The organism is Pseudomonas sp. 14P_5.3_Bac1 (assembly GCF_025466135.1).
Classification (GTDB): domain Bacteria; phylum Pseudomonadota; class Gammaproteobacteria; order Pseudomonadales; family Pseudomonadaceae; genus Aquipseudomonas.
In genome coordinates this window covers 1-25,771 of sequence record NZ_JANLOF010000056.1, presented here as the reverse complement: position 1 = coordinate 25,771, position 25,771 = coordinate 1, and the positions used below count along the sequence as shown (strand labels likewise).

Annotated in this window: 28 protein-coding genes; 6 read left to right on the top strand and 22 right to left on the bottom strand. The window is 63.0% G+C overall.

Annotated elements, in window-relative coordinates; genetic code table 11:
• Positions 1 to 6 precede the first annotated feature (6 nt).
• The gene (locus NTD89_RS12530) at positions 7 to 1,425 is read left to right on the top strand and encodes an FAD-dependent oxidoreductase (RefSeq protein WP_003171228.1); all 1,419 of its coding nucleotides are present in this window, start codon (positions 7 to 9) and stop codon (positions 1,423 to 1,425) included.
• Between the two features lie 247 nt (positions 1,426 to 1,672).
• Entirely contained in the window at positions 1,673 to 2,740 is a 1,068-nt protein-coding gene (hemE, locus tag NTD89_RS12525; RefSeq protein ID WP_106577532.1) for a uroporphyrinogen decarboxylase, read from the top strand.
• A gap of 119 nt (positions 2,741 to 2,859) precedes the next feature.
• On the opposite strand, the gene NTD89_RS12520 is transcribed toward hemE, so the two are convergent.
• Entirely contained in the window at positions 2,860 to 4,086 is a 1,227-nt protein-coding gene (locus NTD89_RS12520) for an MFS transporter (RefSeq protein WP_370004712.1), read from the bottom strand.
• A 172-nt stretch (positions 4,087 to 4,258) separates the two neighbouring features.
• On the opposite strand from NTD89_RS12520, the gene NTD89_RS12515 reads away from it, so the two are divergent.
• Both NTD89_RS12515 and NTD89_RS12510 read left to right on the top strand, forming a co-directional pair.
• Positions 4,259 to 5,152, top strand: coding sequence for a LysR family transcriptional regulator (locus tag NTD89_RS12515; protein WP_242198815.1), 894 nt, complete (start codon positions 4,259 to 4,261; stop codon positions 5,150 to 5,152).
• A gap of 10 nt (positions 5,153 to 5,162) precedes the next feature.
• On the top strand, positions 5,163 to 5,444 hold the full coding sequence (locus NTD89_RS12510) for a type II toxin-antitoxin system PemK/MazF family toxin (protein ID WP_262208246.1): 282 nt from the start codon (positions 5,163 to 5,165) through the stop codon (positions 5,442 to 5,444).
• 213 nt (positions 5,445 to 5,657) lie between these two features.
• On the opposite strand, the gene NTD89_RS12505 is transcribed toward NTD89_RS12510, so the two are convergent.
• The 20 genes from NTD89_RS12505 to NTD89_RS12410 form a co-directional block, all read right to left on the bottom strand.
• Entirely contained in the window at positions 5,658 to 6,110 is a 453-nt protein-coding gene (locus tag NTD89_RS12505) for a hypothetical protein (protein WP_145160003.1), read from the bottom strand.
• A gap of 26 nt (positions 6,111 to 6,136) precedes the next feature.
• Complete coding sequence (locus NTD89_RS12500) at positions 6,137 to 7,363, bottom strand: beta-ketoacyl-ACP synthase (RefSeq protein ID WP_106577537.1); 1,227 nt, start codon at positions 7,361 to 7,363, stop codon at positions 6,137 to 6,139.
• Entirely contained in the window at positions 7,363 to 8,091 is a 729-nt protein-coding gene (gene fabG, locus NTD89_RS12495; RefSeq protein WP_145160005.1) for a 3-oxoacyl-ACP reductase FabG, read from the bottom strand. The genes NTD89_RS12500 and fabG overlap by 1 nt, the downstream gene beginning before the upstream one ends.
• Entirely contained in the window at positions 8,088 to 8,549 is a 462-nt protein-coding gene (locus tag NTD89_RS12490) for a hotdog family protein (RefSeq protein WP_145160007.1), read from the bottom strand. Before NTD89_RS12490 ends, fabG begins: the two co-directional genes overlap by 4 nt.
• A complete protein-coding gene (locus tag NTD89_RS12485; RefSeq protein ID WP_262207968.1) occupies positions 8,546 to 9,712 on the bottom strand; it encodes a beta-ketoacyl-[acyl-carrier-protein] synthase family protein in 1,167 nt (388 codons plus the stop codon). The genes NTD89_RS12490 and NTD89_RS12485 overlap by 4 nt, the downstream gene beginning before the upstream one ends.
• The gene (locus NTD89_RS12480) at positions 9,709 to 10,191 is read right to left on the bottom strand and encodes a hypothetical protein (RefSeq protein ID WP_262207967.1); all 483 of its coding nucleotides are present in this window, start codon (positions 10,189 to 10,191) and stop codon (positions 9,709 to 9,711) included. The genes NTD89_RS12485 and NTD89_RS12480 overlap by 4 nt, the downstream gene beginning before the upstream one ends.
• Entirely contained in the window at positions 10,188 to 10,922 is a 735-nt protein-coding gene (locus tag NTD89_RS12475) for a class I SAM-dependent methyltransferase (protein ID WP_262208244.1), read from the bottom strand. Before NTD89_RS12475 ends, NTD89_RS12480 begins: the two co-directional genes overlap by 4 nt.
• A gap of 11 nt (positions 10,923 to 10,933) precedes the next feature.
• Positions 10,934 to 12,181 carry an NAD(P)/FAD-dependent oxidoreductase gene (locus NTD89_RS12470; protein WP_262207966.1) on the bottom strand — a complete coding sequence of 416 codons (1,248 nt, stop codon included), beginning with the start codon at positions 12,179 to 12,181 and terminating at the stop codon, positions 10,934 to 10,936.
• A 33-nt stretch (positions 12,182 to 12,214) separates the two neighbouring features.
• On the bottom strand, positions 12,215 to 14,527 hold the full coding sequence (locus NTD89_RS12465; protein WP_262207965.1) for an MMPL family transporter: 2,313 nt from the start codon (positions 14,525 to 14,527) through the stop codon (positions 12,215 to 12,217).
• Positions 14,517 to 15,212, bottom strand: a complete 696-nt coding sequence (locus tag NTD89_RS12460; RefSeq protein ID WP_262207964.1) for an outer membrane lipoprotein carrier protein LolA — start codon at positions 15,210 to 15,212, stop codon at positions 14,517 to 14,519. Before NTD89_RS12460 ends, NTD89_RS12465 begins: the two co-directional genes overlap by 11 nt.
• Positions 15,209 to 15,634: an acyl-CoA thioesterase gene (locus tag NTD89_RS12455; RefSeq protein WP_262207963.1), complete on the bottom strand. Its 426-nt coding sequence runs from the start codon at positions 15,632 to 15,634 to the stop codon at positions 15,209 to 15,211. Before NTD89_RS12455 ends, NTD89_RS12460 begins: the two co-directional genes overlap by 4 nt.
• A complete protein-coding gene (gene hutH, locus NTD89_RS12450) occupies positions 15,627 to 17,168 on the bottom strand; it encodes a histidine ammonia-lyase (RefSeq protein WP_262207962.1) in 1,542 nt (513 codons plus the stop codon). The genes NTD89_RS12455 and hutH overlap by 8 nt, the downstream gene beginning before the upstream one ends.
• The gene (locus tag NTD89_RS12445) at positions 17,152 to 18,087 is read right to left on the bottom strand and encodes a glycosyl transferase (RefSeq protein ID WP_262207961.1); all 936 of its coding nucleotides are present in this window, start codon (positions 18,085 to 18,087) and stop codon (positions 17,152 to 17,154) included. The genes hutH and NTD89_RS12445 overlap by 17 nt, the downstream gene beginning before the upstream one ends.
• A complete protein-coding gene (locus tag NTD89_RS12440) occupies positions 18,084 to 18,818 on the bottom strand; it encodes a glycosyltransferase family 2 protein (RefSeq protein WP_262207960.1) in 735 nt (244 codons plus the stop codon). The genes NTD89_RS12445 and NTD89_RS12440 overlap by 4 nt, the downstream gene beginning before the upstream one ends.
• Positions 18,819 to 19,060: 242 nt before the next feature.
• The gene (locus tag NTD89_RS12435; protein ID WP_262207959.1) at positions 19,061 to 20,731 is read right to left on the bottom strand and encodes an AMP-binding protein; all 1,671 of its coding nucleotides are present in this window, start codon (positions 20,729 to 20,731) and stop codon (positions 19,061 to 19,063) included.
• Positions 20,728 to 21,273, bottom strand: coding sequence for a hypothetical protein (locus NTD89_RS12430; protein WP_262207958.1), 546 nt, complete (start codon positions 21,271 to 21,273; stop codon positions 20,728 to 20,730). Before NTD89_RS12430 ends, NTD89_RS12435 begins: the two co-directional genes overlap by 4 nt.
• Positions 21,270 to 21,524, bottom strand: coding sequence for an acyl carrier protein (locus tag NTD89_RS12425; RefSeq protein ID WP_106577551.1), 255 nt, complete (start codon positions 21,522 to 21,524; stop codon positions 21,270 to 21,272). The genes NTD89_RS12430 and NTD89_RS12425 overlap by 4 nt, the downstream gene beginning before the upstream one ends.
• Positions 21,525 to 21,533: 9 nt before the next feature.
• Positions 21,534 to 21,803 (bottom strand): phosphopantetheine-binding protein, encoded by a 270-nt coding sequence (locus NTD89_RS12420; protein WP_010213712.1) that lies wholly within the window; start codon positions 21,801 to 21,803, stop codon positions 21,534 to 21,536.
• The gene (locus NTD89_RS12415; protein ID WP_262207957.1) at positions 21,781 to 22,593 is read right to left on the bottom strand and encodes a lysophospholipid acyltransferase family protein; all 813 of its coding nucleotides are present in this window, start codon (positions 22,591 to 22,593) and stop codon (positions 21,781 to 21,783) included. The genes NTD89_RS12420 and NTD89_RS12415 overlap by 23 nt, the downstream gene beginning before the upstream one ends.
• Positions 22,569 to 23,288, bottom strand: a complete 720-nt coding sequence (locus tag NTD89_RS12410; RefSeq protein ID WP_262207956.1) for a beta-ketoacyl synthase chain length factor — start codon at positions 23,286 to 23,288, stop codon at positions 22,569 to 22,571. The genes NTD89_RS12415 and NTD89_RS12410 overlap by 25 nt, the downstream gene beginning before the upstream one ends.
• Positions 23,289 to 23,637: 349 nt before the next feature.
• Here NTD89_RS12410 and NTD89_RS12405 point away from each other — a divergent pair, with 349 nt between their 5' ends.
• Both NTD89_RS12405 and NTD89_RS12400 read left to right on the top strand, forming a co-directional pair.
• On the top strand, positions 23,638 to 24,408 hold the full coding sequence (locus tag NTD89_RS12405) for a ParA family protein (protein WP_106577554.1): 771 nt from the start codon (positions 23,638 to 23,640) through the stop codon (positions 24,406 to 24,408).
• A 470-nt stretch (positions 24,409 to 24,878) separates the two neighbouring features.
• Positions 24,879 to 25,100, top strand: a complete 222-nt coding sequence (locus NTD89_RS12400; protein WP_145160035.1) for a DUF6124 family protein — start codon at positions 24,879 to 24,881, stop codon at positions 25,098 to 25,100.
• 125 nt (positions 25,101 to 25,225) lie between these two features.
• Here NTD89_RS12400 and trxC read toward each other — a convergent pair whose 3' ends face one another.
• Positions 25,226 to 25,660: a thioredoxin TrxC gene (trxC, locus tag NTD89_RS12395; RefSeq protein WP_262207953.1), complete on the bottom strand. Its 435-nt coding sequence runs from the start codon at positions 25,658 to 25,660 to the stop codon at positions 25,226 to 25,228.
• Positions 25,661 to 25,771 lie beyond the last annotated feature (111 nt).

Below are 25,771 nucleotides of genomic sequence, written 5' to 3'. Positions count from 1 at the left end.
TTTAACATGGCTGAACGTCTGAATAACGACTTCCAGTTCATCGATGTCGGGCGCAAAGATCCGAAGAAGAAACTGTTGCGTCAACGCAAGAAAGAGTTCGTGGAAATCTACGAACCCTTCAAACCCCAGCACTCGGCCGACCAGGCCCACCGCTGCCTGGGTTGCGGTAACCCGTATTGCGAATGGAAGTGCCCGGTGCACAACTTCATTCCCAATTGGCTGAAGCTTGTGGCCGAGGGCAACATCCTCGCCGCCGCCGAGCTGTCGCACCAAACCAACACCCTGCCGGAAGTGTGTGGCCGGGTGTGCCCGCAGGATCGTCTGTGCGAGGGTGCCTGCACCCTCAACGACGGCTTTGGCGCGGTGACCATCGGTTCGGTGGAGAAGTACATCACCGACACCGCGTTCGCCATGGGCTGGCGCCCGGACATGTCCAAGGTCAAACCGACCGGCAAGCGCGTCGCGATCATCGGCGCGGGCCCGGCGGGCCTGGGCTGCGCCGACGTGCTGGTGCGTGGTGGCGTGACCCCGGTGGTGTTCGACAAGAACCCGGAAATCGGTGGCCTGCTGACCTTCGGCATCCCCGAGTTCAAGCTGGAAAAAACCGTACTGAGCAACCGTCGTGAAGTGTTCACCGGCATGGGTATCGAGTTCCGTCTCAATACCGAAATCGGCAAAGACATCACCATGGAGCAACTGCTCGCCGAATACGATGCGGTGTTCATGGGCATGGGCACCTACACCTACATGAAAGGCGGCTTTGCCGGTGAGGACCTGCCGGGCGTGTATGACGCGCTCGACTTCCTGATCGCCAACGTCAACCGCAACCTGGGCTTTGAAAAGTCGCCGGAAGATTTCGTCGACATGAAAGGCAAGAAGGTTGTGGTACTGGGCGGTGGCGACACCGCGATGGACTGCAACCGTACCTCGATCCGCCAGGGCGCCAAGTCGGTGACCTGTGCGTACCGTCGTGACGAAGCCAACATGCCCGGCTCGCGCAAAGAGGTGAAGAATGCCAAGGAAGAAGGCGTGAAGTTCCTCTATAACCGCCAGCCGATCGCCATTGTCGGCGAGGACCGTGTCGAAGGCGTGAAAGTGGTCGAGACCCGTCTCGGCGAGCCGGACGCCCGTGGCCGTCGCAGCCCCGAGCCGATCCCGGGTTCCGAAGAAATCATCCCGGCCGACGCCGTGGTCATCGCCTTCGGTTTCCGCCCAAGCCCGGCGCCGTGGTTCGAGCAGTTCGAAATCCAGACCGACAGTCAGGGCCGCGTTGTAGCCCCGGAACAAGGCCAGTACAAGCACCAGACCAGCAACCCGAAAATCTTCGCCGGTGGCGATATGGTGCGCGGTTCTGACCTGGTGGTCACCGCGATCTTCGAAGGGCGTAACGCTGCCGAAGGCATCCTGGATTACTTGCAGGTCTGATCCCGATCCCGATCCCGAGCTGAAATGGGATCAAAATGTGGGAGGGGGCTTGCCCCCGATAGCGGTGGTTCAGTGACAAAGACTGAAACTGACACACTGCAATCGGGGGCAAGCCCCCTCCCACATTGGTTTTGCAGCGCTTCCATGTCCGCGACAAATTGACCCGATAGACAAAAGGCACGGCTCACTCCGTGCCTTTTGCGTCGCGCTCTGAGAAAATGCCCGCACTTTTTTTGCGGATGCCGACATGACTGCCCTCAAGAACGACCGTTTCCTTCGTGCCCTGCTCAAGCAACCCGTAGACGTCACGCCCGTGTGGATGATGCGTCAAGCCGGTCGCTACCTGCCGGAATACCGCGCCAGTCGCGCCCACGCCGGTGACTTCATGAGCCTGTGCATGAACCCGGAGTTCGCCTGCGAAGTCACGATGCAGCCGCTGGACCGCTACCCACAACTGGACGCGGCCATTCTGTTCTCCGACATCCTGACCATCCCTGACGCCATGGGCCAAGGCCTGTACTTTGAAACCGGCGAAGGCCCGCGTTTCAAGAAAGTCGTCAGCACCCTGGCCGACATCGAAGCCCTGCCGATCCCCGATCCGCACAAAGACCTGGGCTACGTGATGGACGCGGTCAGCACCATCCGCCGCGAGCTCAATGGCCGTGTGCCGCTGATCGGCTTCTCTGGCAGCCCGTGGACCCTGGCCACCTACATGGTCGAAGGCGGCTCGTCGAAAGACTTCCGCAAGACCAAAGCCATGCTCTACGACAACCCACAGGCCATGCACCTGCTGCTGGATAAACTGGCGCAGTCGGTTACCGCCTACCTCAACGGCCAGATCATGGCCGGCGCGCAAGCGGTACAGATTTTCGATACCTGGGGTGGCAACCTGTCGGCGGCGGCGTATCAGGAATTCTCCCTGGCCTACATGCGCAAGATCGTCAGCGGCCTGATCCGCGAACACGAAGGCCGCAAAGTGCCGGTCATCCTGTTCACCAAAGGCGGCGGCCTGTGGCTGGAAAGCATCGCCGACGCGGGCGCCGATGCGCTGGGCCTGGACTGGACCTGCGACATCGGTGAAGCCCGTCGTCGCGTTGGCAACCAAGTCGCGCTGCAAGGCAACATGGACCCGACCGTGCTCTACGCCAAGCCTGAAGCGATCCGCACCGAAGTCGGCCGCATCCTGGCCAGCTACGGCAAGGGCACCGGGCATGTGTTCAACCTCGGCCATGGCATCACCCCGGAAGTGAATCCGGAGCACGCCGGCGCGTTCCTGCGCGCGGTGCACGAGTTGTCCGCCCAGTATCACGAATAAACGCAAAACCAATGTGGGAGGGGGCTTGCCCCCGATAGCGGTGTATCAGTCACCAGATTCATCGGCTGACACACTGCAATCGGGGGCAAGCCCCCTCCCACATTAAAAGCCAAAAATCCTCAGGCTTTCACATGGCCCAGCGGTGGCAGCTTCGCCAGCTTCAGCGCCACCAACAGCGCGCCAATCAGCAATGCCACGATAAACCCGCCAATCCCGTTCCACCCGGCAAAGTGCCAGAAGAACCCGCCCGCCGTCCCCGCAATGCTTGAGCCCACGTAGTAGCAAAACAGGTACAGCGACGACGCCTGCCCCTTGGCCTTGACCGCGCGCCGGCCAATCCAGCTGCTGGCCACCGAGTGCGCGCCGAAGAAGCCGAAGGTAAAGATCAGCATGCCCGGCACCACCAGCCACAGCGGGGTGAACAGGGTCAGTAACATGCCCGAAAGCATCAACACGATCGTGCCCCACAACACGCGCCGCCGGCCGAGGCGGTCGGCCAGCGAGCCGATTTTCGCCGAGCTGTAGATGCCCGACAGGTACACCAGCGACAGCAGGCCGACCACGGCCTGGCTCAACGCGTAAGGCGACGCCAGCAGGCGATAGCCGATGTAGTTGAACATCGTCACGAACGCGCCCATCAGCAGGAAGGCTTCGAGAAAAAGCCAGGGCAGGCCGGCGTCCTTGAAATGCATCACAAAGCCGTCTACCAGGCTGCGCGGCTTGAGGCTGCTGGCGCGGAAGTTGCGCGACTCGGGGAGGATCTTCCAGAACACCGTGGCAGCGATCAACGCCAGGGCGCCGATGATCAGCGTGGCGGTGTGCCAACTGACGAAGTCGATCAACACGCCCATGATCAGGCGCCCGCTCATGCCGCCAATCGCGTTGCCGCCGATGTACAAGCCCATGGCCAGGCCGATGTGTTGCGGGTGGATCTCTTCGCTCAGGTAAGTCATCGCGACGGCTGCCAGGCCGCTCAGGGACAGGCCGACCAGCGCACGCATCAGCAGGATGCCTTCCCAGGACGGCATCAGGCCGCTGGCGATAGTGGCCAGTGCGGCGCAAAACAGCGCGGCGACCATCACCGGTTTGCGCCCGAGGGTGTCGGAAATCGGTCCGGTGATCAGCAGGCCAAACGCGAGCATGGCGGTGGCGACTGACAGGATCAGGCTGCTCTGCGCCGCGTTGATGGAAAACTCGTGGGACAGCGCGGGCATCATAGGTTGCACGCAATACAGCAGGGCAAAGGTGGCAAACCCACCGGAGAACAGCGCCAGCACGGTGCGCATGAACATTGGCGTGCCTTTTTCGATGAACTGCTCGTTGAGCTGGGCCACCACCTCATCCAGGGCGGTAGGCGGGACTTCTTGAGCAAATGGAGCGACAGCAGATTTCACGGGGACCTCGGCGAGGGAAAGCCTGCCAGAACTGGCAATGCAAAAAAGAATATAGCTGGCTAATGATTCTTTCCAATATATTGTTCGACCTGTTTGATAGCTTTTACGACCTAAAGAGGTTTGCATGGAATTGCGTCACCTGCGGTACTTCATCGCCGTCGCCGAAGAACTGCATTTCGGCCGCGCCGCGCAGGTGCTGGGCATCTCGCAACCGCCGCTGAGCCAGCAGATCCAGGCCCTGGAGCAAGAGGTGGGCGCGCGCTTGTTTGAACGCACCAATCGTCGGGTCGAGCTCAGTGAGGCCGGGCGCTTGTTCCTGCAGGAGGCGCGACTGGTGCTGGCACAGGTCGACAAGGCCGCGGATGTTGCTCGGCGTGCCCAGTTGGGAGAGCTGGGGGAACTGAAGATTGGTTTCACGTCTTCCGCACCCTTCAATTCGAGCATTCCGCAGGCGATCTTTGCGTTTCGCCAGGCCTTCCCGGCGGTGCACTTGAGCCTGCAGGAAATGAGCAGCACCGAAGTGGCCGAATCGTTGGTGGATCAGTCGATCCAGGTCGGCCTGATGCGCCCGCTGCCGTTGCCGGATTCGCTGAGTGTCATCGAGCTGATGCGCGAACCGCTGGTTGCCGTACTGAACGCCGGCCACCCGCTGGCGGAAGGCAGCGAGCGCGGTTTGCACCTGGCGCAACTGGCACAGGAGCCGTTTGTATTCTTCCCGCGCAGCTATGGCAGCGGCCTTTACGCGCAGCTGCTCAACCTGGCCCGTGACGCCGGCTTCAGCCCGCACTTCGCCCAGGAAGCGGGGGAGGCGATGACGATTATCGGGTTGGTGGCGGCGGGCTTGGGCGTGTCGGTGCTGCCGGCGTCTTACCAGCGCATACGCATTGATGGCGTGGTGTATCGCACGTTGCTCGATCAGGAAGCGGTCACGGCGGTGTGGCTGGTGCAGCGCAAGGGTGCGCAGTCGCCGAGGGCGAGGGCGTTTGTAGAGTTGTTGACGCGCAAGGCCGTGGTGTAGGCGAAGTCACATATCAGGTAACGGGACTGGCTTAGTGACGGTTGTGCCTTTGAGCACCACCGCCCCGCAAACGCTGCTGGAGCATCATTTGCAGCTAGACAGTCATCTTCAGGGCGCGAACCCCATCTGCTGGGCGAAGTGCGACATTGTGGCGACCGTAAGCCTGGGGCGACTGGATCGAATCAAAAGCAAAGACCGTCATGGAAAACGAACTTACAAAATCGCGGAGCTCACCAATGATCAGTTTTCAGCGATAAAAGCAGCGGTGCGCAGTGCGCTGGGGTTGCGATGAAGTGGGTAAGGAATAAGCGGCGCTTTGCCACCGATTGCAGGCGAGTTGTTTTCAGGCATACTGGCCGAGTTCCCGAAAGGGGCTTGTGAGACTCTGAGGATCCTGGGCAACCAGCCATCGCAGAGCCAGGCAGGAAGCGGCGATGACAAGCCAACCTGTTTGTGAAGAGGGCGCCGAAAGGCGCCCTTTTTCGTTTCTGACGGACCGCGATCCTCAGTTCTGCTTCGACGCCCCTGTCTGCTCAAACGACTGCGCCGCAGGTCCCGGCGCGTTACCCACGCCATTGCTGCGCAGCGCGGCCATGATGTCGCGATCGAGCATGCTCACCCAGCGGTTGTAGTTGCGATGGATCTTGCCGTCCTTGTAGCCCAGGTCGCGGCTGTCGCGGTAGGTGATGGCGTAGCTGTTGCGGCTGTAACGGATGTCGATGGCCGCGTAGAACTGGTTGCGCACGGTGATCTGGGCCTGCACGAGTTGTGGGCTGAAACGCTGCACGGTCCACTCGCGTTTTTGCAGGGCCGTGACGATGACCTGCTTCATGGTTTCTTCGCTCACCTGAGTGCCGGCCGGCAGCTCGTGCTGGGTGTTGAGCACGGGTTTGCTGGTGCAACCGGCGGCGGTCAGCAAGGCCAGGGTGATCAGGGTGGCGCGTAGCAAGGAAGACATTCCATTTTCTCCAATCAATTAAAAAATCAGGCCCAGCGACGGAAGATCAGCGAGGTGTTGACGCCGCCAAACGCAAAGTTGTTGTTCATCACGTAGTCGTGGTGCATCTCGCGAAAGCCGCCCTGCAGATAATCCAGCTCGCCACATTGCGGGTCGACCACGTCCAGGTTGAAGGTGTGTACGTACTGGTCGCGGTTCATCATTTCGATGCTGAACCACGACTCCAGCGCGCCGCATGCACCCAGGGTGTGACCAAGGAAGCTCTTCTGCGAACTGATCGGCATGTGGCGGCCGAACAGGCTGCTGGTGGCCAGGGTTTCGGCAATATCACCTTGATCGGTGGCGGTGCCATGGCCGTTGACGTAGCCAATGGCCGACGGCTCCAGCCCGGCATCTTCCAAGGCCAGCTCCATCGCGCGGCGCATGGTTTTCTGCTCCGGGCGGGTGGTGTGCTGGCCGTCGGCGTTGCTGCCGAAACCCACGAGTTCGGCGTGGATGTGCGCACCGCGCGCCAACGCGTGTTCCAGTTCTTCGAGCACCAGCATGCCGCCGCCTTCACCGATCACCAGGCCATCACGGCCGCTGTCGTACGGACGTGGGCTGGTCTGCGGCGCGTCGTTTTTCAGGCTGGTGGCGTAGAGCGCATCAAACACCATGGCTTCGGTGGGGCACAGCTCTTCGGCGCCGCCGGCGAGCATCAACGGCAGGCGTCCGAACTTGATCGCTTCATACGCATAGCCGATGCCCTGGCTGCCGCTGGTGCAGGCGCTGGACGTCGGGATCAGCCGCCCGGTAAGGCCAAAAAAGATGCTGATATTCGCCGCCGTGGTGTGCGGCATCATGCGCACGTAGGAGTTGGCGTTCAGCCCCTCGGCCACCGAGTTCAGCAGCATGTTGCCGAATGCCTTGATCTCGTCGGTGCTGCCGGTGGACGAGCCACAGGCCACGCCCATGCGCCCGTCCTTGATCGACTCGTCGCCGAGCAACCCGGCGTCCTGCAACGCCTGCTCCGCCGCCCACACTGCCAGGCGCGACACGCGGCCCATGCTGCGCAGTTGCTTGCGCGTCCAGTGGGCCGGCACCACGAAATCGTCAATCGGCCCGGCCAGGCGCGTGTTCAGTTCGGTGAAACGGTCCCACTCGTCCATGCGCCGAATGCCACTGCGGTTGGCGCGAAAGTTGGCGGCGATGGTGTCCCAATCGCTGCCCAGGGAGGTCATGCCGGCCATGCCGGTGACGACGACGCGTTTCATCAGCACAGGCCTCCGTTCACGGCCAACACCTGGCGCGTGATGTAGCCGGCTTCGGCCGACATCAGGAAATTCACTGCACCGGCCACTTCTTCCGGGGTGCCCATGCGCTGCGCCGGGATCATTTTCATCAGTTCTTCGACCGGCACGTTTTCATCCAGCATCGCGGTGTCGATCAAGCCGGGCGCTACACAGTTGACGGTGATCTTGCGCTTGCCCAGCTCGATGGCCAGCGCCTTGGCCGCGCCAATCAGACCGGCCTTCGACGCGCTGTAATTGACCTGCCCACGGTTGCCGATCAGCCCCGACACCGAGGTGATGCACACAATGCGGCCGGCGGCGCGACGACGAATCATCGGCATCATCACCGGGTGCAGCACGTTGTAGAAACCGTCGAGATTGGTGCGCATCACCACGTCCCAATCGTCTTCGGACAAGGCCGGGAACGCGCCGTCACGGGTCAGGCCGGCATTGAGCACCACGCCGTAGTAGGCGCCATGTTGCTCCACGTCGGCTTCAAGGATTTGCTTGCAGCTGGCGCGATCGGCCACGTCAAACTGCAGCACCCGCGCCTTGCGGCCCAGGGCTTCAATCTCGACCTGCACCGCGTCCGCTTCCGCGCGACCGCTGCGGCAATGCAGCACGATGTCATGCCCGGCCTGCGCCAGACGCAGGGCAATGGCGCGGCCGATGCCACGGCTGGAGCCGGTGACCAGTACGGATTCAGTCATGGCGTTTCGTCCTTCGATTCATCTAAATAGGTGGCCGCCTGGGGCGGTCGAAATACGTTCAAGCGCGCGCTGGCCTGGATACCGTCGCCGGTGAGGTGGCATTCGAACACACCCATGCCGTTGTCGTCTTCCAGCGAGCGCAGGCCGTGGATACGCAGTTCGGCGCCTGCCGGAAAGTGTTCCACGTTGCACTCGAACTTACGCGTGCCGAGCAGGAAGCCCAGCTCCACTGCTTCGCCGTTCTGGCGCGCGCGGCACCCGGCATACGCGGCGACGCTCTGCGCCATCAGCTCGATGCCGACCCAGGCCGGCAGGCTGCCGTCCGGGCGGTTGAACAGGCCGCCGGGTTTGACGGTAAGGCGCGTGTGAATCTGCTCTTCATCGAACGACAGCACCTGGTCGATCAGGATCATGTCGCCCGCGTGGGGCAGCAATTGGGCGAGTGGCCAATCAATCATGGGGCCTCTGCGATTATCAGGCTGACGTTGTTACCGCCGAAGGCAAACGAGTTGCTCATCAGGCAGCGTTTTTCCAAGGTGTCGCCGGTCTGCGCCCATTGCAGGGCGGGCAGCGCCGGGTCGGCCTGGCCGTCCCACACATGCGGCGGCACGCAGCCGTGGGTCAGGCTCAGCCAGCAGAACGCCGCTTCCAGCGCGCCGGCTGCACCGAGGGTGTGGCCGCTCATGGGTTTGGTCGACGAACAGGCCACGCCGTGGGGAAACAGGCTGGCCACGGCCAGGCTTTCCATGGCGTCGTTGTGCTGGGTGGCGGTGCCGTGCAGGTTCAAGTAACCGATCTGCTCGGGCACCAGCTTCGCGCTGGCCAAGGCCTTGCGCATCGCCTGCAATGCGCCTTTGCCGGTAGGCTCGGGCGCGGAGATATGGTGCGCGTCGCAACTGGCGCCACTGCCCAGCAGGGCAATCGGCGCCGGTTGTTGGGTCATCACAAACAGCACGGCCGCTTCGCCGATATTGATGCCATTACGGTTCACTGAAAACGGATTGCAGCGCTCGCTGGAGACCGCCTCCAGCGCGGTAAAACCGTTGAGTGTCAGCTTGCACAGGCTGTCGACACCGCCGCAGATCACCGCGTCGCACACGCCCAGATCCAGCAGGCGTTGGGCGCTCATCAACGCGCGGGCGCTGGAGGTGCAGGCGGTAGAAATCACATAGGCCGGGCCGCTCAGTTGCAGCCAGTCGGCGAGGAAGTTGGCGGGGGCGCTGAGTTCCTGTTGCTGGTAGTCGTAGTCGCCGGGGAACTGCTTGTCGCGCAGGTAATTGGCGATGCCGCGGCTGGCCTCGTCGATGCCCGAGGTGCTGGTGCCCAGCACCACACCGACTCGCGAGGCGCCATAGGTGTGAATGGCCTGGCGGATCTCGCCCTCGATCTGCAACGCCGCTTCCAGTAACAACTGGTTGTTGCGGCTGCTTTGCTGGTTCAGTTCGAGCGGAATAGTCACCAGCTCGCTGCGCACGCCGCCGACCGGCAACACGCGTTCCGGCACCCAGCCACTCTCGGCACGCATGCCCGAGCAGTCGCCGGCAAACAGGCTGCGACTGACCTCGGCCTGGCCGCGTCCCAGGGCGCAAATCACGCCCAGCGCATTCAGATAAGCCGTCATCGAGCGACCCCCAGCGGTGTGATGCGATAGCTCAGCGGTTGGCCCGTCATGTTCACGCTGAACACCTCTGAAGACTGATAGACGATTTGCCAATGGCCCGGCAGCGTGCGTGTGAGGTCCATCGCCTGGGCGCTCGGGTAAAGCGCGCGCACGTTATCCGATGAAGTCAGGGCAAACAGCAAGGCGGCAAACAGCTCGCGCGCCGCCGGGTTGGGCGGCAGCAGACCATCGGCCTGCCACTGGCCATTAAGCAGTTTTTGCCGGGCCTGGGGAATGCCCAGCGGGTCCATCATCGACCAGCGAAGGGCCGCGCCTTCGCGCTGGATCACCAACAGCCAGTCCTGGCTCTGGCCACCCGAAAGGCGCTGCACATGCAATTGCATCGGCAAGGCCAGCGCCGGGGTTTTTGCGGGCAGCGGCGGTTGGCTGGCGCAGGCGCTCAGCAGCAACAGGCAACCGATCAACAGCAGACGGATCATGGTGCGGCGCTCGCTGCAGGTTTGCGCGCTACACAGTTGACCAGCGTCTCTTCGCGCTGGCCCACCGGTGGCGGGTTGCGCAGGCCCCAGCGCTCGAGCAGGCCAAAATCACTGGAGCGGCTCCACCACAAGTACGGGTACGAGACGTTCTGCGGGGCGAATTCAAACCCCTGCTCGCGCAGCATCTCCAGGTATTCGTCGGCGCTTCTCTGCACGTGCATCGGGTGGCGGAACAGCCAGCGAATCACCCAGGTATCGATATAGGCTTCGGTGGACTCGGCAAACAGCAGGTAGCCGCCCGGCTTGAGCACGCGGTAGAACTCCTTCAAGGCGCGATGCTGTTCCACCAGATGGTGGAAGGTCTGGTGGCAGAACAGGATATCGACGCTGGCGTCGGGCACCTCAAGGGTGGCGCAGTCACTGCCGATCAGCTCGACGGCCAGGCCCTGGCGCTCGGCTTCGGCCTTGCTCAGCGCCAGGCTATGCGGGTCGGCATCCACCCCGATCAGGCGCTGCGGCGCGAACACCTGCTGCAAATACTGGAACGACTTGCCCTGGCCGCAACCGGCGTCCAGCAGCACCGGCGCGACCGGCAATGGCTCGGTGAACAAGCTGCGCAAGTCGTTGATCGCCACGCGCAACACGTGGTGCTGCCAAGTGTGGCTGCGCAGGAACCAGAAGCCGAACCGGGTTTCTTCGACGTAGTTTTTACTCAGGTAGTTTTTTTCCAGCGCTGGACTGCTCATACCGGCTCACTCGCGCAAATCTCCGACAACATCCGCAACCGCCGCTTGGGCTCGCTGACAAACGGGTTGCGCTCATCCCACGCGTAGCCGGCGAGGATCGAGCTGATCATCCGGCGAATGTCCGGCGAGCTGCCCGGATGGAAAATCACATCCTGGAAGGTGCCGGCGTACCAGCCTTCGACGTAGCAGCGGAAGGTGTCGACGCCGCGTTTCAACGGTTCGGCAAACTCGGTTTGCCAGTCCACTGTTTCGCCCTTGAGTTGGCGATGCAGCAAGCCTGCCGCCATGCTCGCCGAGCGCATGGCGATGGTCACGCCGGACGAAAATACCGGGTCGAGGAATTCCGCCGCGTTGCCCAGCAGCGCAAAGCCCGGACCGTGCAGGGTTTTGACGTTGGCCGAGTAGCCGCCGATGGTGCGCGCAGGCGTGTCCCACACGGCGTTTTGCAGCACGCCGGCCACGCTCGGCGTTTCAGCGATAAAGCCGCGCAGGCACGCGTCGAGGTCGCTGTCGCGGCCGTCGAAATGCTCCTTCGCCGCGACCACGCCCACCGAGCAGCGGCCGTTGCTGAACGGGATGGTCCAGAACCAGATGTCACGCTGGGTCGGATGGGTGGTCACGAGGATTTTGGTGCGGTCGAAACCGGGGTGTTCGATGCGGTCTTCGACGTGAGTGAACACCGCCTGGCGCACCGGGAAATTCGATGGCGCCTCAAGGTCCAGCAGGCGCGGCAACACACGGCCGTAGCCGCTGGCGTCGAGCACAAATTTGGCTTTGAGGTGGTATTCGCTGCCATTCTCGCGGCGCACGTGCAGGTAGCGGCTGTCACCGGAAAAATCCACACCGACGACGCTTTCGCCGTAGCGAATGTCGACGCCTTGCAAGGCGGCCTGGTCGGCCAGCAATTTGTCGAATTCACCGCGCTGCACCTGGAAGGTGGTGGGTTTGCCGTGGCTGAACGTGTCGCCAAAATCAAACGCGCTGTAGCGCTCGCCCCAGGCAAACGCAGCGCCGGTTTTTACCTGGAAACCCGCCGCCTGCACGGCCTCGAGCATGCCGGCTTCTTCAATAAAATCGATGCAGTGCGACAGCAGGCTTTCGCCAATCGAGAAGCGTGGAAAATGCTGGCGCTCGATAATCAATACATCATGCCCGTTGCGCTTTAACAGCGCGGCGGCGATGGCACCGGACGGGCCGGCACCGATCACCACCACCTGGCGACGTTCCATTTCAACTGTGGGCACGAGGGCTCCTTGCCGCTATGGCGATAATCACATTCATAAGGCGTGCTTCTGATGGCCGGCCCAGGGCGCCAGCATAAAGCTGAAGGCCAGGCCCAGGCTGACCGACAGGCCGAAATTGCTCACGGCCGGTGTACTCGACACCGCCAGCAGGCCAAACGACAACCAGGTCGTCAGCGCCGCCAGCAGCGTACCTAAAAGACTCACGGCAGGGCCGCCGATCTGTTCGCGCATCAAAATCGCGTAGTCAACGCTGATCGCCGTGACCAGTAGCAGGCCGAACAGGCTGAACAAGGTCAGTGGCTGGCCCAGCCAACCCAGGCTGGCCAGGCTGCACAGCGCCGCGAGCAGCGGCAGGGCGACGATGCGCAAGGCGCCGCCAAACCCGAACGGCAGGATCAGCAACAGCACGATCAGCACGCACGACATCAATTTCAATTCAGCGGCGCTGATCTGCGTGTCGGCGAATACCCGGTTCAAGTCGCCCAGGCGATCCACCAACTGTACGCCAGGCAGGTCCAGCGCCTGCACCCGCAGCAGCGCCGGGTTGTTCAGGCCTTGCAAGCTGACCATCGCCGCCACGCCGCCGTCCACCGGGCCCAGCCACAGCGTGCGCCAAGGCTCGGCGAGCGGGCCGACCAGCGCCGCGTCGATGTCTTCGGTGGGCAAGGCTTGCAGTTGCGCGATTTCGGCGTGCAGGGCGCTGGCGGGCACGCCCAGGTCCAACAGCGGCTGCCAGTGTTGCGGCAATTGGTTCAGCGCGTCGCGCAGCTGTTGCTGCTCCGCGGGCAGGTTGACCAGTTGGTTGAGCGCCAGGTAGCCCTGCAGCTTGTCCATGTTCACCAGTTGATCCAGGCGCTGGCCCAGGGCGGCCTGACGTTCGAGCAACTGCTGCTGATTGTCGGCGCGCACCAGAAAGAACTGGCTGGTGGGCTGGAACCCGGTGATGCGCGCCACGGCCTGGGCTTCCTGCAGCAATTGCGGCGGGGCACCGATCCATTGGCGGATATCGTTCTTGCTGTTCAGGTGCCACAGACCACCGGCGCAAAACAGCAGCACCAGGGCCAGGAGCAGCGGGCTCGGTAAGTGTTTGATCAAGGTGGCCCGCAGCAGCCACAGGCCTTCAGCGATGCGCAGCGGCCATTGCGCCGGGCGCAGGTCCACGCCTTGGAGCAGCGCGGGCAACAGGCACACGGCCGACAGGTAGGCGCCGACCAGACCGGCGGCAGAGAACACCGCGATCTGGGTGAGCGCCGGGAACGGCGTCCAGGCCAGCGCCAGGTAGCCGATGCAACTGGTCGCCAGGCTCAGGCTCAACCCCGGCAGGGTCAGGCGCAACGCCGGCCAACTGCGCCACGGCTGCAGGCTCCAGCTTTTGGACAGGTAATGCAGCGGGTAATCCACCGCCACGCCGATCAGGCTGGAGCCGAGCACCAAGGTCATCACATGCATATGGCCGAACAGCGCCACACAGGCCACCGCGCCAAACAGCATGCCCACCAGCACCGGCACAAAGGCCAGCAGCACGCGCCAGCGGCGGAAGGCGAGCAACAGCAATAACAGGATGCCCAGCGTGGCGCCGCCGCCTACCCAGGTAATTTCCCGGGTCGCCTGCTGCTGCCCATTGGCCGCGTAGAGCAAACCGCTGGCGGCGAGCAATTGCGCGCCTTGCTCGCCGGCCTGGGCGCGGCTGGCCTGAAGCAGATCCGCCACTTGCAGCGGCAGTTTCATGTCGAAGGCATTGCCGGTGGTGCGCGCCCGCAACATCACCCAGCTTTTGCCGTCGGCATCGGCGATCAAGGTGCCGCTGCCGATATCCAGTTGCACCGAGCCGTGTTGCGGCTGGCTGTTCTGGATACGCCCGGTCAGGCCCAGCCAGTCGTCCTGGCTCGGCACCAGGCTGAACCCGGTGAAGGGGTCGAACAGTGCTTGCACGCGCTGCTGGATGAAGGCGTCGGGATGCTCGATCAGTTGTTCGCGGTCCTTGGCCGAGAGCATCGCCAGACGCCCGCGCAGCAATTGCTCGCGCAGGGCCGGCAAGTCGGCCTGCAGGTTCCACTGCACCTTTTCAAACAGCCCGCTGGCCTGCCAGCGCTCGCCCAATTGCTGCGCCACCGCCACGGCTGTTTGCCGATCGGCATGCCCGACCAATACCAGCATTTCGCGGTTCAGCGGCTCTTGCATGCGTTGTTCGGCTTTGAGCTCAAGCGCATCCGGGGTGCTGCCAGGCACCAGCTCCATCAGGTTGGCCGACAGCGGCGCGCCATGGCGCCACTGCCAGCCGGCCAGCGCCAGCACGGCCACCAGCAGGATCAGGAACAGGCGCGGCAGCAGGCGCTCACTGGGCAAAGTCGTGTTGCTCCGCATCGCTTAACGGTTGGGCGGCAGTGCTGTCCTGCATGCGTAGCACGGTGCTGTCGCCTTGGGTTTCCAGCAGCTGGATGGTCTGCACCAATTCGCCGCCGTCGATATTGATCTGGGTGAAGACCTGCTTGAGCAGCAATGAGCGTGGGATCAGCGTCAGCTTCCACTGCTTGGCTTCGCCTTGCAGTTGCAATTCGAAGTCGCGTTGCAGGCCGCTGCTGTCGCCTTGGAGTACGGCGAGGAACAGGCGGTTCTGCTCGGCCCCGGCGCTCTTGTTTGGCAGCAGTTGCCAGCCATTGGCGTCACGGCGCGCGATGCCTTGGGCGCTGATGCGGTAGTCCTGCTGCAGCGGGGTTTTCAACAGCCACAGCAGGCCGTGGTCTTTGGCGAGTACGAAGGTGCCTTTGCTGACCAGGGGTTGGGGCAGGGCGCGCAGGTGTTTTTCCTGGATGAAGTTGCCGTGGATCACCGAGGGCTTGGCCAACTGATCGCTGAGCTGTTGGAGATCAAAAGCATGGGCGAAACCTGGAATGCTCAATAACAGAGTCAACGCGATCCCTGTGGGAGCGGGCTTGCTCGCGAAGGACGTTAACGATGACGCGGACCGTCTGATACTACACAGGGCCCTCAAGACCTTCGCGGGCAAGCCCGCTCCCACAGGGAATCTCATTTCAAGGCTCTCTCTACGGCGTCGGTGAAGACGTTGGGGGAGGCCAGCTGCATTTCGCGGCTGGCGATTTCTACCGCCACTTGCACGGTGCTGGCGCGGGTCAGGCGTTCGCCGCTGGCGAGGTCGGTGATCAGGTAATTGACCTTCAAACGGTTCTCCCACTCCACCAAACTGGCGCGCACATTGATCGTCTGGCCGAACACCGCGCCGCGCACGTAGCGCAGCTGCATGTCGATCACTGGCCATGCGTAGCCGGACTCCAGCATTGCCGTGTAGTTATGGCCGATCTTGTCCAGCAGCGCGCAGCGCGCCACTTCCAGATACTTCACGTAATGCCCGTGCCACACCACGTGCATGGTGTCGATGTCGAAAAACGGCACGAGGATTTCAGTGTCGCAATGCAACACGCCCTGGCTACGCATGCAGCCTCCAGTGTTGCTCGGCAATACGTTTGAGGCACAGGCGCAGCTCGCCTTCCAGCGCACGGTCTTCGATGACCGGCGGGAAGTCTTTACCCAGCGCTTCATGCATGGCTGCCAGCGCCGGTGGCAGGGGGCGCGCATCGTCAGCCTGGGCGCGCAGCCACACACCCTGGTTGGCCGCGAGCAACGTGGCGGCCGCCACTTGTTCGGTCAGCTCCAGCACGCGGATAGCATCGCGGGCGGCGATGGTGCCCATGCTGACTTTGTCCTGGTTGTGGCACTCGGTGGAGCGCGAGAACACGCTGGCCGGCATGGTGTTTTTCAACGCTTCGGCGGTCCAGGCGCTGGTGCCGATCTGCACGGCCTTGAAGCCATGGTTGATCATCGCGCGATCGGCCGGCGCGCCGGACAGGTTGCTCGGCAGGCCGTGGTTGTAACGCACGTCCACCAGCAGCGCGAGCTGGCGGTCGAGCAGGTCGGCGACGTTGGCCACCAGGGTCTTGAGGCTGTCCATGGCAAAGGCGATGTGCCCGCCGTAGAAGTGTCCGCCGTGCAGCACGCGCTCTTCTTCGGCGTCGATGATCGGGTTGTCGTTGGCGCTGTTCAGTTCGATTTCGATAAACGAACGCAGCCAGTTCAAGCTGTCGGCCAGCACGCCAAGCACGTGCGGTGCGCAGCGCAGCGAGTAGCGGTCCTGCAGGCGGTGCAGCGGCGCGGTCGGTGCATCAATCGCCAGGTCTTTGCGCAGCCACGCGGCGACTTGCATCTGCCCTGGGTGCGGTTTGGCGGCGAACAGGCGCTCGTCGAAGTGTTCCGGGTTGCCTTGCAGCGCCACCACGTTCATCGCGGTGATGCGCGTGGCCAGTTGCAGCAGGTAGTCGGCGCGGGCGAAGGCCAGGCAGGCCAGGCCGGTCATGACGGCAGTGCCATTCATCAAGGCCAGGGCTTCTTTGGGGCGCAGCACCAGCGGCTCCCAACCGAGTTCGCGGTGCACGTCAGCCGCCTGGCGACGCTCGCCACGGCACATCACTTCACGCTCGCCGGACAAGGTCGCGGCCACGTAGGACAGCGGCGTCAAATCACCGCTGGCGCCTACCGAGCCTTCTTCCGGAATCAGCGGCAGCACATCGTGTTGCAGAAACGCATGCAGCCGCTCGAGCAACTCCACACGCACCCCGGACACGCCGTGGCACAGCGACTGCAAACGCGCTGCCAGCACGGCGCGGGTGGCTTGTGCGTCGAGCAATTTGCCCAGGCCGCAACCGTGGAAGGTATACAGATGACGCGGCAGCGCCTCGACGTGCTGCAACGGCACCGCCACCACGCACGAGTCGCCGTAGCCGGTGGTCACGCCGTAGATCACGCCTTCCTTGTCCAGCAGCGAGTCGAGGAACTGCGCGCCTTTGGCAATGCGCTGGCGGTACGCGGCGTCGTCCTGCAACTGCGTGGGCGCCTGACGGTTGGCCAAGGCCAGCACGTCTTCAATGCGCAAAGCGCGTTCGCCAAAGGTTACTGGCTCAAGATGCGTCGTCATCGGTTTTCCAGAAAGGGTAAAAGTTGAACCACTGTTGGGGCGCTTCCAGGCAGAACTGGCCCAGGCGTGCGGCGTAGCGCGCGGTCCACAGGGCGATGACCTGCTCGCGGGTGCTGCGCTTCCATTCGATCAATTGCGCGAACGGCTCGATGGTCAGGCGATAGCGACCGTCGTGCTTCAGGCACATCAGCAGGTTCACCGGGCATTTGAGCAGCCCGGCCAGCAGCCACGGGCCTTGCGGGAACGCCGCGTCAAAGCCGAGGAAATCCACGCGCACCTTGCGCCCGCCGTGCAGCGGCACGCGGTCGCCGGCAATCGCCAGCCACTCGCCGTCGTCCAGGCGCTGGCTGAGCAGCAGCATGGTCGCCGGGTCCAGTTCGCTGACCTGGATCAGGCGCAAATGCGTGGCCCCGGCTTCGCCCAGCAAGCGGTTGAAACGCTCGGCGTGCTTGGTGTGCACCAGCACGTTCATGGTGACTTGCTCACCGATCTCGGCCAGCGCGCGGCACACTTCGAGGTTGCCCAGGTGCGCGCCGACCAGCATCTGCCCGCGCTCGCCGCGCAGTTGCCCGCGCAATTGCGCCGGGTCGTTGATTTCGATCTGTTCGATGCGCAGCTTGCCGTTCCACACGTCGAGTTTGTCGAGCAGCGAGTCGGCAAACGCCATGAACTGGCCGAAGACTCTTTTATGCGTGGGCCGCAGCTCATCGCGCCCGCTCCAGTCGGCCAGGCGCTGCTGGTATTCCCAGGCGCTGTGGCGCGCGGTGCGGCCGAACAGGAAAAAGTACAGCACGATGCTGTACAGCAACGGGCTCAGCAGGCGACGGCCAAGGACCTTGGCGGCGACGGCAGTGAGCTTCATCAGCCAGAAGCTGCCGCGCTCCTCGCGGTCGGCCCAGTGTTTGGTGCGCTCGCTCATGCCTGCCACCGTCGCCACAGAATCATCGGCGCGCGCACCAACATGCCGAAAAACAGCCGCGTGTGCATGGCCGAAATGCGCACGTTGTCGCGAAACAGGCGGAAGTGCGACAAGCCATCGGCGGGGTAATGCACTTGGGTCGGCAGCCAGCGCATCGGCTGGTTACGCCAGGCCAGGCGCACCAGGATGTCGGAATCGAAATCCATGCGCGTGCCGATGTAGGCCGAGTCCATCAGCGCGAGCGTAGGCGCCAGCGGGTACACGCGAAAGCCGCACATCGAGTCGCGAATCTGCAGCGACAGGGTGTTGATCCACACCCACACGTGGGTCAGGTAGCGCGCGTACAAGCGGCCCTTGGGCACGCTGTCGTCGTATTCGGGGTAGCCGCAGATCACCGCGTCGGGGTGCCTGCGTGAGGTATCGAGAAAGCTCTCGACTTCGCGCAGGTCGTGCTGGCCGTCGGCGTCCACTTGCAGCGCATGCGTGAAGCCCCGGCGTGCGGCTTCGCGGAAGCCAGCCATGACCGCGCCGCCTTTGCCTTGGTTGTTGGGCAAGGTCAGCAGGGTGACGTTGTCGAGTGTCGCCAGTTGCGCCAGCACCGCCGCGCACGCCGGGCTGCTGCCGTCGTCGACCAGCAGGCACGGCAAGCCGCTGTTCAACAGGCTGTGCACCACGGCCGGTACGGCGGCTTCGTGGTTGTAGACCGGGATGAGCGCGCAGGGGTTATGCATGGCTCACCCCACTTGCTGATAGCAGGCTTGTTGGGATGAATGGGCCTCCTGTGGTGAGCGCGCTTGTTGTGGCGAGCGGGCTTGCCCCGCGTTGGGCTGCGAAGCGGCCCCAAAACCTGCCAACTCGGTATGCCTGACACACCTCGATTACCTTACTGGGGCTGCTTCGCAGCCCAGCGCAGGGCAAGCCTGCTCGCCACAAAAAGCCTGCTGACCACAGGAAACCCGCTGGCCACAAAGGGTTATGCACTTGGCGCCTCCAACACTATTCGGCCACTGGAGCAGGCGGCGACGCCATTGCGGTAGGAAAAATACAGCTTGCCGCGTTCCTGGTCGAAGCGCAGGTGCAGTTCAACCTGATCGCCGGGGCGCACCAGTTGCTGGAACTTGAGCACTTCCATGCCGGCAAAGGTCGCGGGCAGGTCGAGCAATTGCTGGCCGAGGTTGAAGGCCCATTCCACCTGCACCACGCCCGGCAACACCGGCGTGACGGGGAAGTGGCCGCTGAAGTAGGCAAGGTCCGGCGGGATGCTCAGTTGCACGGTCCATTCGCCGTTGGCTTGCACTTGCTCGAGCACATCCGGCGCTTTGGGCCGGGGGGCGAGTAACAGCGCTGTGACGTCGGCTTGAGGCAGTTTGCCCTGGGCATTCAACGGCAACTGGCGCAGCAACCGCCAGCGCCGCGGCAGCGCCAGGGCTTCGCAGTGTTGGCTCAGGTGCTGGCGCAGGGTTTGAGTGACGGCGCGGCGGCCTTGATTGCGCAGGGCATGCAGGCCATCGGCGCTCAACACCACCAGCGCGCCGAGCGAGGCGCGGTTTTCCTGCACCACGCCCAGGCGGGTTTCGGCGACCCAGGCGTGGGCCATCAGCGCCTGTTCGAGCATCGGCAGGGAGATGCGTTTCTCTTCCAGCTTGACGATACGGTCCAGGCGGCCGAGCAACTCGAAGCGCCCGTCGCAGTGGATGCGGGCGGCATCGGCGGTCTGTTCAATGTGCCCAGCCGGTAGATAAGGTGAGGCAATGCGCAGGGCGCCGTCGGCATCCTGGCTCAGTTCGACCTCGGCAAACGGCTGCCACGGCTGCGCGCCTTGGCGCCAGGCAATGCCGCCGGTTTCCGAGCTGCCGAGGATTTCCGTTGGCCATTGCTGCAAACGGTCGTACAGGCTGCCGGCAGCCTCGATGGGCAGCGCGCCACCGGACGAAAACACCCGCGACACGTGGCTCAGGGCGGGCCAGTCGAGGTTGTCGCCCATGCGTTTGAGCAGCGCGGGGCTGGCGACCCAGGCAAATTGTGGGTGTTCGCGGCTGGCGCGCTGCAGGTCTTCGGGGAAGGCCAGTTGTTTGCGTACAAAGGTGCGCCCGGCGCACAGCGGCCACAACACCCGGAACAGCAACCCGTAGATGTGCTGGGTGGCGACGCTGCCGATGATGCAGGCGTCTTTAAGGTCCGCGCCCCACAAGGCCTCCAGCGCTTCCACTTCGTTGGCAAGTTGGCGCAGGGTCTTGTCGATGCGCTTGGGCTCGCCGCTGGAGCCGGAGGTGCACAGGCTCAAGTGGCAGGCGTCCAGGTCGAGTGCGGCGGCGCTTAACGGCGCCTGGTACAGCGTGTCGAGATCGGCGGCCTCAACCAGCCAGGCGTCCACGGCGTCGTCCCAGCGCTGGCGCGTCTGCGGTTGCAGGTCGGCCGGCAGCAGTACACTGACCCCGGCCCGCCAGGCGCCCAGCAGGGCAATGGCCAACAGGCCGGCGTCTTCCAGGTGCACGGCCAAACGCCAGATGCCGCGCGCTTGCAGGCCCGCCGCCAGGCTCAGGGAGTGCGCCCACAGTTGGGCATGGTTCATTTCAGGCTCGGTGGTAACCCAGCGCTGTTGCAGCGGCTCAAGCAGCAGGTGCTCAAGTTTCAACCCATTCATACGCGGCCTCGAACCCTTTGTCGTACCAGCCATTCCACGGCAAACAACAACCCCATCAGCCCGTAGGCGATCAGGCCGTTGTACAACGTCCACCAGCCCAGCGGCGCCCACAGGGTGAGGGCGGCGGCGAGCAGGCCATTACACAGAAAAAATACACTCCACACCACGGTGACCTGACGCGTATAGCGGATGGCCTCGGGCGGCAGTTGCGGTTCAGTGATGCGGGCCAGGCGCTCGACCATCGGCGGGCCGTATTTCAGGCTCAAGCCGAACAGCGCCAGCATGAACGCGCTGACCAGGCTGGGGTACCAGCGCAGCAGCTGCGGGTTGTCGAACCAGGCCAGCAGCAGGCAAAACACGATCACCGCCATCGCCATCCAGCGGCTGCCCGGGCGGCGTGCGCCGGTCAGCGCGCGCAGCAACCACAGGCTGCCCAGCAGCAGGCCGAATTGCCACGGCGCAAAGTGCTCGGTGCCGTAATACACCGCAAAAGGGTACAACAGCCCCGCCAGCAACAGGCCAAGGCCGATCAGCCGGCTCATGCGGCAGGTGCGACCAGACGGTACACCGCCTCAACCACGTCGTTCACGGTGCGCACGGCCTTGAATTCTTCGGCGGCGATCTTCTTGCCAGTCTGGCGCTTGATGTGATCGATCAAGTCCACGGCGTCGATGCTGTCGATTTCCAGGTCCTGGTACAGGTTGGCGTCGAGGGTGACGCGCGAAGGCTCCAGTTCAAACAGTTCCACCAAGGCGTCGCGCAGGGTGTTGAAAATATCGTCACGAGTTTGCATGGTCCGGTCTCAAGCTGCCTGTCTGGCCGTGACGAACGCCGCAAGGCTGGCCACGTTGGTGAAGTGATTGCGCGTGTCTTTGGCGTCGGCATCGATCTTGATGCCGTACTTTTTCTGGATCGCCAGGCCCAATTCCAGGGCGTCTACCGAATCCAGGCCCAGGCCTTCGCCGAACAGGGTCTGCTCGCTGCCGATGTCGTCGACGCTGATGTCTTCCAGGCCCAGGGCCTCGATGATCAGCATCTTTATGTCGTGCTCAAGGCGGTGTTGGTCGCTCATCTTCGGCGAGCTCCTTAATGAAATAGTGGTGCAGGTAATCGTTGAGCTTGCGTGAAGCCTGGGGCGCGGGCCCGAGTGCGGCAAAGGTGTGTGGTTCTATATCGGCACCCACGCGCAAACTGAAGTGAAATCGACGTTTGGGAATGCGGTACCAGGGTTCTGCCTTGGTCAATGTGGTAGGGCTGACCTTGATCACCACGGGGGTGATGATTGTCGCACCGCGCAGCGCGATGGCGGCGCCACCGCGATGAAAGGCGGGCGCCGCGCCGGGTGTGGTGCGGGTGCCCTCGGGAAAAATGATCAGGGTCTGGCCCTGGCGCAACGCCTCGGCGGCGGCGTCGAGCATGTCGGCGCTGCCGTCATTGCTGATATAGCCTGCATCGCGCACCGGCCCACGGGTGAACGGGTTCTGAAACAGGCTCTGCTTGACCACGCAGTTGGTCTGGCGCATCAGGCCGATCAGGAACACCACGTCGATCAGCGACGGGTGGTTGGCGATGATCATCTGGCCCGGGCGACCGAGCTTTTCCGCGCCTTCGACGCTGTACGTCAGCACGCCGGCGCGCTGCATCAGGCGGACGAAGAACCAGAACAGTTTGCTGATGGTGTGGCGGGCGCGGCGCTGATGATTTTCAGCGCTGCCTGGCAGGCAACTGAGCAGCGGAAACACCAGCAAACGCAGGCACAACCCGCCGACGCCGAAGAAGAAAAAGCTCGCGGCGGTGGCGAACAGGCGCCAGTAATAGGCGTCCCGGGGTTTTTCGGTCAGGGCTTGCGTTGCCAGTTCCATACACGGTTCTTCCAGGCATGTTGGCAGGCAACCTGTTCGGTGAGCAGGGTGCGTAGCAGGTTCAGGGCGTGGGGCCACTGGGTTTGAGTGAGTTGGACAGCGCCGCTGTTTAGTTCCAGTCGCCACTCGTCGCCCGGTGTCAGCAGCAGGCCGAGGGCGTAAGGGAAGGGCACATCATGAATCCAGCGAGCATAGGCTTCGGGGGGCTGTTCCTCGGTGATCACCAGCAACACCGCCGGGGCACCCTCGTTGAGCAGCGCAGCGGCTTCGAGCATGCCGTGCTCCAGGCCGTCGCCTGCGGCGGCGAGCGCAGTCATTTCGCTGGTTTCATTGCGCAGGATCGACCACAGGCCGATCACCGCGTTATGCACCGATAGGCTGAACTGGGTCGGCGACAGTGGCTGGCCGTCGGCCAGATCACTGAGGATGTCGAGGGTGCGCGGGGTTTCGCCGTGCCGGGAAATAAACACCAGCGGCAGGTCTTGCAGGCCTTCGGCCAACGGCCAGCCGACACTGAACGCCATGCGTGCCAGGCGGCTCAGGCGTCGGCGCTGCATGGCCGGCAAAAAGGACACGTCAGGCCAAGCATCGCTGGCAGGCAGCGCCACTGGGGCCTGGCACCAGGCGTGCCAGTCGTGCGCACTCTCCAGGCCGGGAGCCCAGGCGCGCCATTGGGCGATGTTGAAAGTGATCACTGAGAAGTTATCCCGCCCCTGCGGGCTTCCATGTGCGGCCGTTGGCCCCGAATACCGGGACAGGGAACGCAGGCCGAATGGCGCGCATTATCCCGGTGCTGCGGGCTTCTAGCAAACTTTGGTAAAGAATTGTTCACGGCTGATTACAATTTACTGGGAAAGATTTACAGATTGTCCTTTACGCGAGGACTGACGGGGTTGTCGGAGTATTCCTTTTAGTTTGTCGGCGCTGGATTACGGGTATCGCGCATCCGGCCGTGCAATGCGCCAGTGCATGGATGAACGAGGTAGCTAACAGGCGCTTTTGCCCTCTACACTCGGACATTCATTGATACACGGAGGTTTTTCCATGCGGCGTGTGGTGTTCAATCAGAAAGGCGGCGTTGGCAAGTCCAGCATTGCCTGCAACCTGGCGGCGGTCAGCGCCAGTGAAGGCTATCGAACCCTGTTGGTGGACCTCGATGCGCAAGCCAACTCGACTCAGTACCTCACCGGGCTGACCGGCGACGATATCCCGATGGGCATCGCCGAGTTCTTCAAGCAAACCCTGTCATCCGGGCCGTTTTCCAAGAAAAACCGCGTGGATATCTACGAAACGCCGTTCGACAACCTGCACGTCATTACCGCGACGGCCGAGCTTGCCGACCTGCAGCCCAAGCTTGAGGCCAAGCACAAGATCAACAAGCTGCGAAAGCTGCTCGATGAACTGAGCGAGGACTACGACCGGATTTACCTGGACACGCCGCCCGCGCTGAATTTTTATGCGGTTTCGGCGCTGATTGCCGCTGATCGTGTATTGATTCCGTTCGATTGCGACAGTTTTTCACGTCAGGCGCTGTATGGCCTGCTGGCGGAAATCGAAGAATTGAAGGAAGACCACAACGAAGGCCTGGAAGTGGAAGGCATTGTGGTCAATCAGTTCCAGGCCCGCGCGAGCCTGCCGCAGCAGATGCTCGATGAGCTGATTGCCGAAGGCCTGCCGGTGCTGCCGGTGTACCTGGCCAGCTCCGTGCGCATGCGCGAGTCGCACCAGGAGAGCAAGCCGCTGATCCACCTGGACCCACGGCATAAGCTGACGCAGCAGTTTGTGGAGTTGCATAACTTGCTGGAAAGCGCGTGATTCTTGCCGGCACCGCCTGACCCTGTGGGAGCTGGCTTGCCTGCGATAGCATCACCTCGGTTTAACTGGCAAACCGAGTTGCCTGCATCGCAGGCAAGCCCGCTCCCACATTTGTTTTTGCATTCCTGCAGGGGGGATTTGGATTTGTCTCACAGAGGCTGTAGGACACGTCTGGCAAGCGGGGTTGCGCCTTGTCTCGCTGCCTACAGATAAGCCAGAATCCGCCGGCTTGTGCGTCTGGATGGGCGTCTCTAAGGTTATTCGGTCGTTGAATGTTCAGCGATCGGGTTTAGTAGCCCGTGGTGAGACGTACAGCAACTCTTCGGTCAGGATCTTCCTGAGCGTGATGGTGGCTGTACGGAGGGTGCTTTCGAGCGCGCCGGTTGCGTCTCCCCGGTCTACTAACCTGCGTACAGCTGCCACCCTCCGTTTAGTAGCGGCTGGTTGCGGCTCCTGCTCGGAGACGTTCCATGGTTAACCTTTATACCGTTGCACCCAACCTCCCTACCGAAACCCTCGTGCTCAACAGCTACGAAACCTTCTCTTCCGTGCGCACGCTATTACTCAAGCTGTCCAACGACCTAAGCGGCGAACACCGCGACGTGGCCCTGGCCATCCATCAATTAAGCGAGCTGGGCGTACAACTCGTAGGCCAGATGATGGACCGCGAAACCCCCGTAGCACGGGCTTAAAACGCGGTCAGTGTGGGAGCTGGCTTGCCTGCGATGCAGACAACCCGGTCTGTCAGGCAAACCGAGGGGACGCCATCGCAGGCAAGCCAGCTCCCACATTTGACCGAGTTGATGTTGGGTTTGGGTTATATGCCCTGGCTACGCAACCAGCTCATCAACTGCGGCAACGGGAATGCCCCACTCTGGCGCGCCACTTCGCGGCCGTTCTTGAACAGAATCAAACTGGGAATCGAGCGAATCCCCAACTGCGCCGACAGCTGCTGATTGGCCTCGCTGTCGAGCTTGGCCAACCGGCACTTGCCCTCCAACTGCCCAGCCGCCTGCTCAAACACCGGCGCAAACGACTTGCACGGCCCGCACCATTCGGCCCACACATCCACCAGCAGCGGCAGATCGCCCTTGATCTGGCTGGCGTAGTCGCCCTGTTTCAACTCAAAGGGCTTGTTCAACAACACCGGCTGTTTACAGCGCCCGCATTTAGGCGCATCACCCAGGCGCTCGCCGGGGATGCGGTTGAGGCCGTTGCAATGGGGGCAGGGAATGACGAGAGGTTCGGACATGGAGGGCTCCTGGAGATGGCCAATAGTTTGTATTTGGAGCCAGCGCCGATATTTATCAAGGCAAGTACATAACTGTGGCGAGCGGGCTTGCCCCGCGTTGGGCTGCGGAGC

What these genes read in the sequence shown, in the direction of transcription:
- NTD89_RS12530 (WP_003171228.1), top strand. Translation starts at nt 7, where the DNA reads ATGGCTGAACGTCTGAATAACGACTTCCAGTTCATCGATGTCGGGCGC.
- hemE (WP_106577532.1), top strand. Translation starts at nt 1,673, where the DNA reads ATGACTGCCCTCAAGAACGACCGTTTCCTTCGTGCCCTGCTCAAGCAA.
- NTD89_RS12515 (WP_242198815.1), top strand. Translation starts at nt 4,259, where the DNA reads ATGGAATTGCGTCACCTGCGGTACTTCATCGCCGTCGCCGAAGAACTG.
- NTD89_RS12505 (WP_145160003.1), bottom strand. Translation starts at nt 6,110, where the DNA reads ATGTCTTCCTTGCTACGCGCCACCCTGATCACCCTGGCCTTGCTGACC.
- NTD89_RS12500 (WP_106577537.1), bottom strand. Translation starts at nt 7,363, where the DNA reads ATGAAACGCGTCGTCGTCACCGGCATGGCCGGCATGACCTCCCTGGGC.
- fabG (WP_145160005.1), bottom strand. Translation starts at nt 8,091, where the DNA reads ATGACTGAATCCGTACTGGTCACCGGCTCCAGCCGTGGCATCGGCCGC.
- NTD89_RS12490 (WP_145160007.1), bottom strand. Translation starts at nt 8,549, where the DNA reads ATGATTGATTGGCCACTCGCCCAATTGCTGCCCCACGCGGGCGACATG.
- NTD89_RS12485 (WP_262207968.1), bottom strand. Translation starts at nt 9,712, where the DNA reads ATGACGGCTTATCTGAATGCGCTGGGCGTGATTTGCGCCCTGGGACGC.
- NTD89_RS12480 (WP_262207967.1), bottom strand. Translation starts at nt 10,191, where the DNA reads ATGATCCGTCTGCTGTTGATCGGTTGCCTGTTGCTGCTGAGCGCCTGC.
- NTD89_RS12460 (WP_262207964.1), bottom strand. Translation starts at nt 15,212, where the DNA reads ATGAGATTCCCTGTGGGAGCGGGCTTGCCCGCGAAGGTCTTGAGGGCC.
- NTD89_RS12455 (WP_262207963.1), bottom strand. Translation starts at nt 15,634, where the DNA reads ATGCGTAGCCAGGGCGTGTTGCATTGCGACACTGAAATCCTCGTGCCG.
- hutH (WP_262207962.1), bottom strand. Translation starts at nt 17,168, where the DNA reads ATGACGACGCATCTTGAGCCAGTAACCTTTGGCGAACGCGCTTTGCGC.
- NTD89_RS12445 (WP_262207961.1), bottom strand. Translation starts at nt 18,087, where the DNA reads ATGAGCGAGCGCACCAAACACTGGGCCGACCGCGAGGAGCGCGGCAGC.
- NTD89_RS12440 (WP_262207960.1), bottom strand. Translation starts at nt 18,818, where the DNA reads ATGCATAACCCCTGCGCGCTCATCCCGGTCTACAACCACGAAGCCGCC.
- NTD89_RS12435 (WP_262207959.1), bottom strand. Translation starts at nt 20,731, where the DNA reads ATGAATGGGTTGAAACTTGAGCACCTGCTGCTTGAGCCGCTGCAACAG.
- NTD89_RS12430 (WP_262207958.1), bottom strand. Translation starts at nt 21,273, where the DNA reads ATGAGCCGGCTGATCGGCCTTGGCCTGTTGCTGGCGGGGCTGTTGTAC.
- NTD89_RS12425 (WP_106577551.1), bottom strand. Translation starts at nt 21,524, where the DNA reads ATGCAAACTCGTGACGATATTTTCAACACCCTGCGCGACGCCTTGGTG.
- NTD89_RS12420 (WP_010213712.1), bottom strand. Translation starts at nt 21,803, where the DNA reads ATGAGCGACCAACACCGCCTTGAGCACGACATAAAGATGCTGATCATC.
- NTD89_RS12415 (WP_262207957.1), bottom strand. Translation starts at nt 22,593, where the DNA reads ATGGAACTGGCAACGCAAGCCCTGACCGAAAAACCCCGGGACGCCTAT.
- NTD89_RS12405 (WP_106577554.1), top strand. Translation starts at nt 23,638, where the DNA reads ATGCGGCGTGTGGTGTTCAATCAGAAAGGCGGCGTTGGCAAGTCCAGC.
- NTD89_RS12400 (WP_145160035.1), top strand. Translation starts at nt 24,879, where the DNA reads ATGGTTAACCTTTATACCGTTGCACCCAACCTCCCTACCGAAACCCTC.
- trxC (WP_262207953.1), bottom strand. Translation starts at nt 25,660, where the DNA reads ATGTCCGAACCTCTCGTCATTCCCTGCCCCCATTGCAACGGCCTCAAC.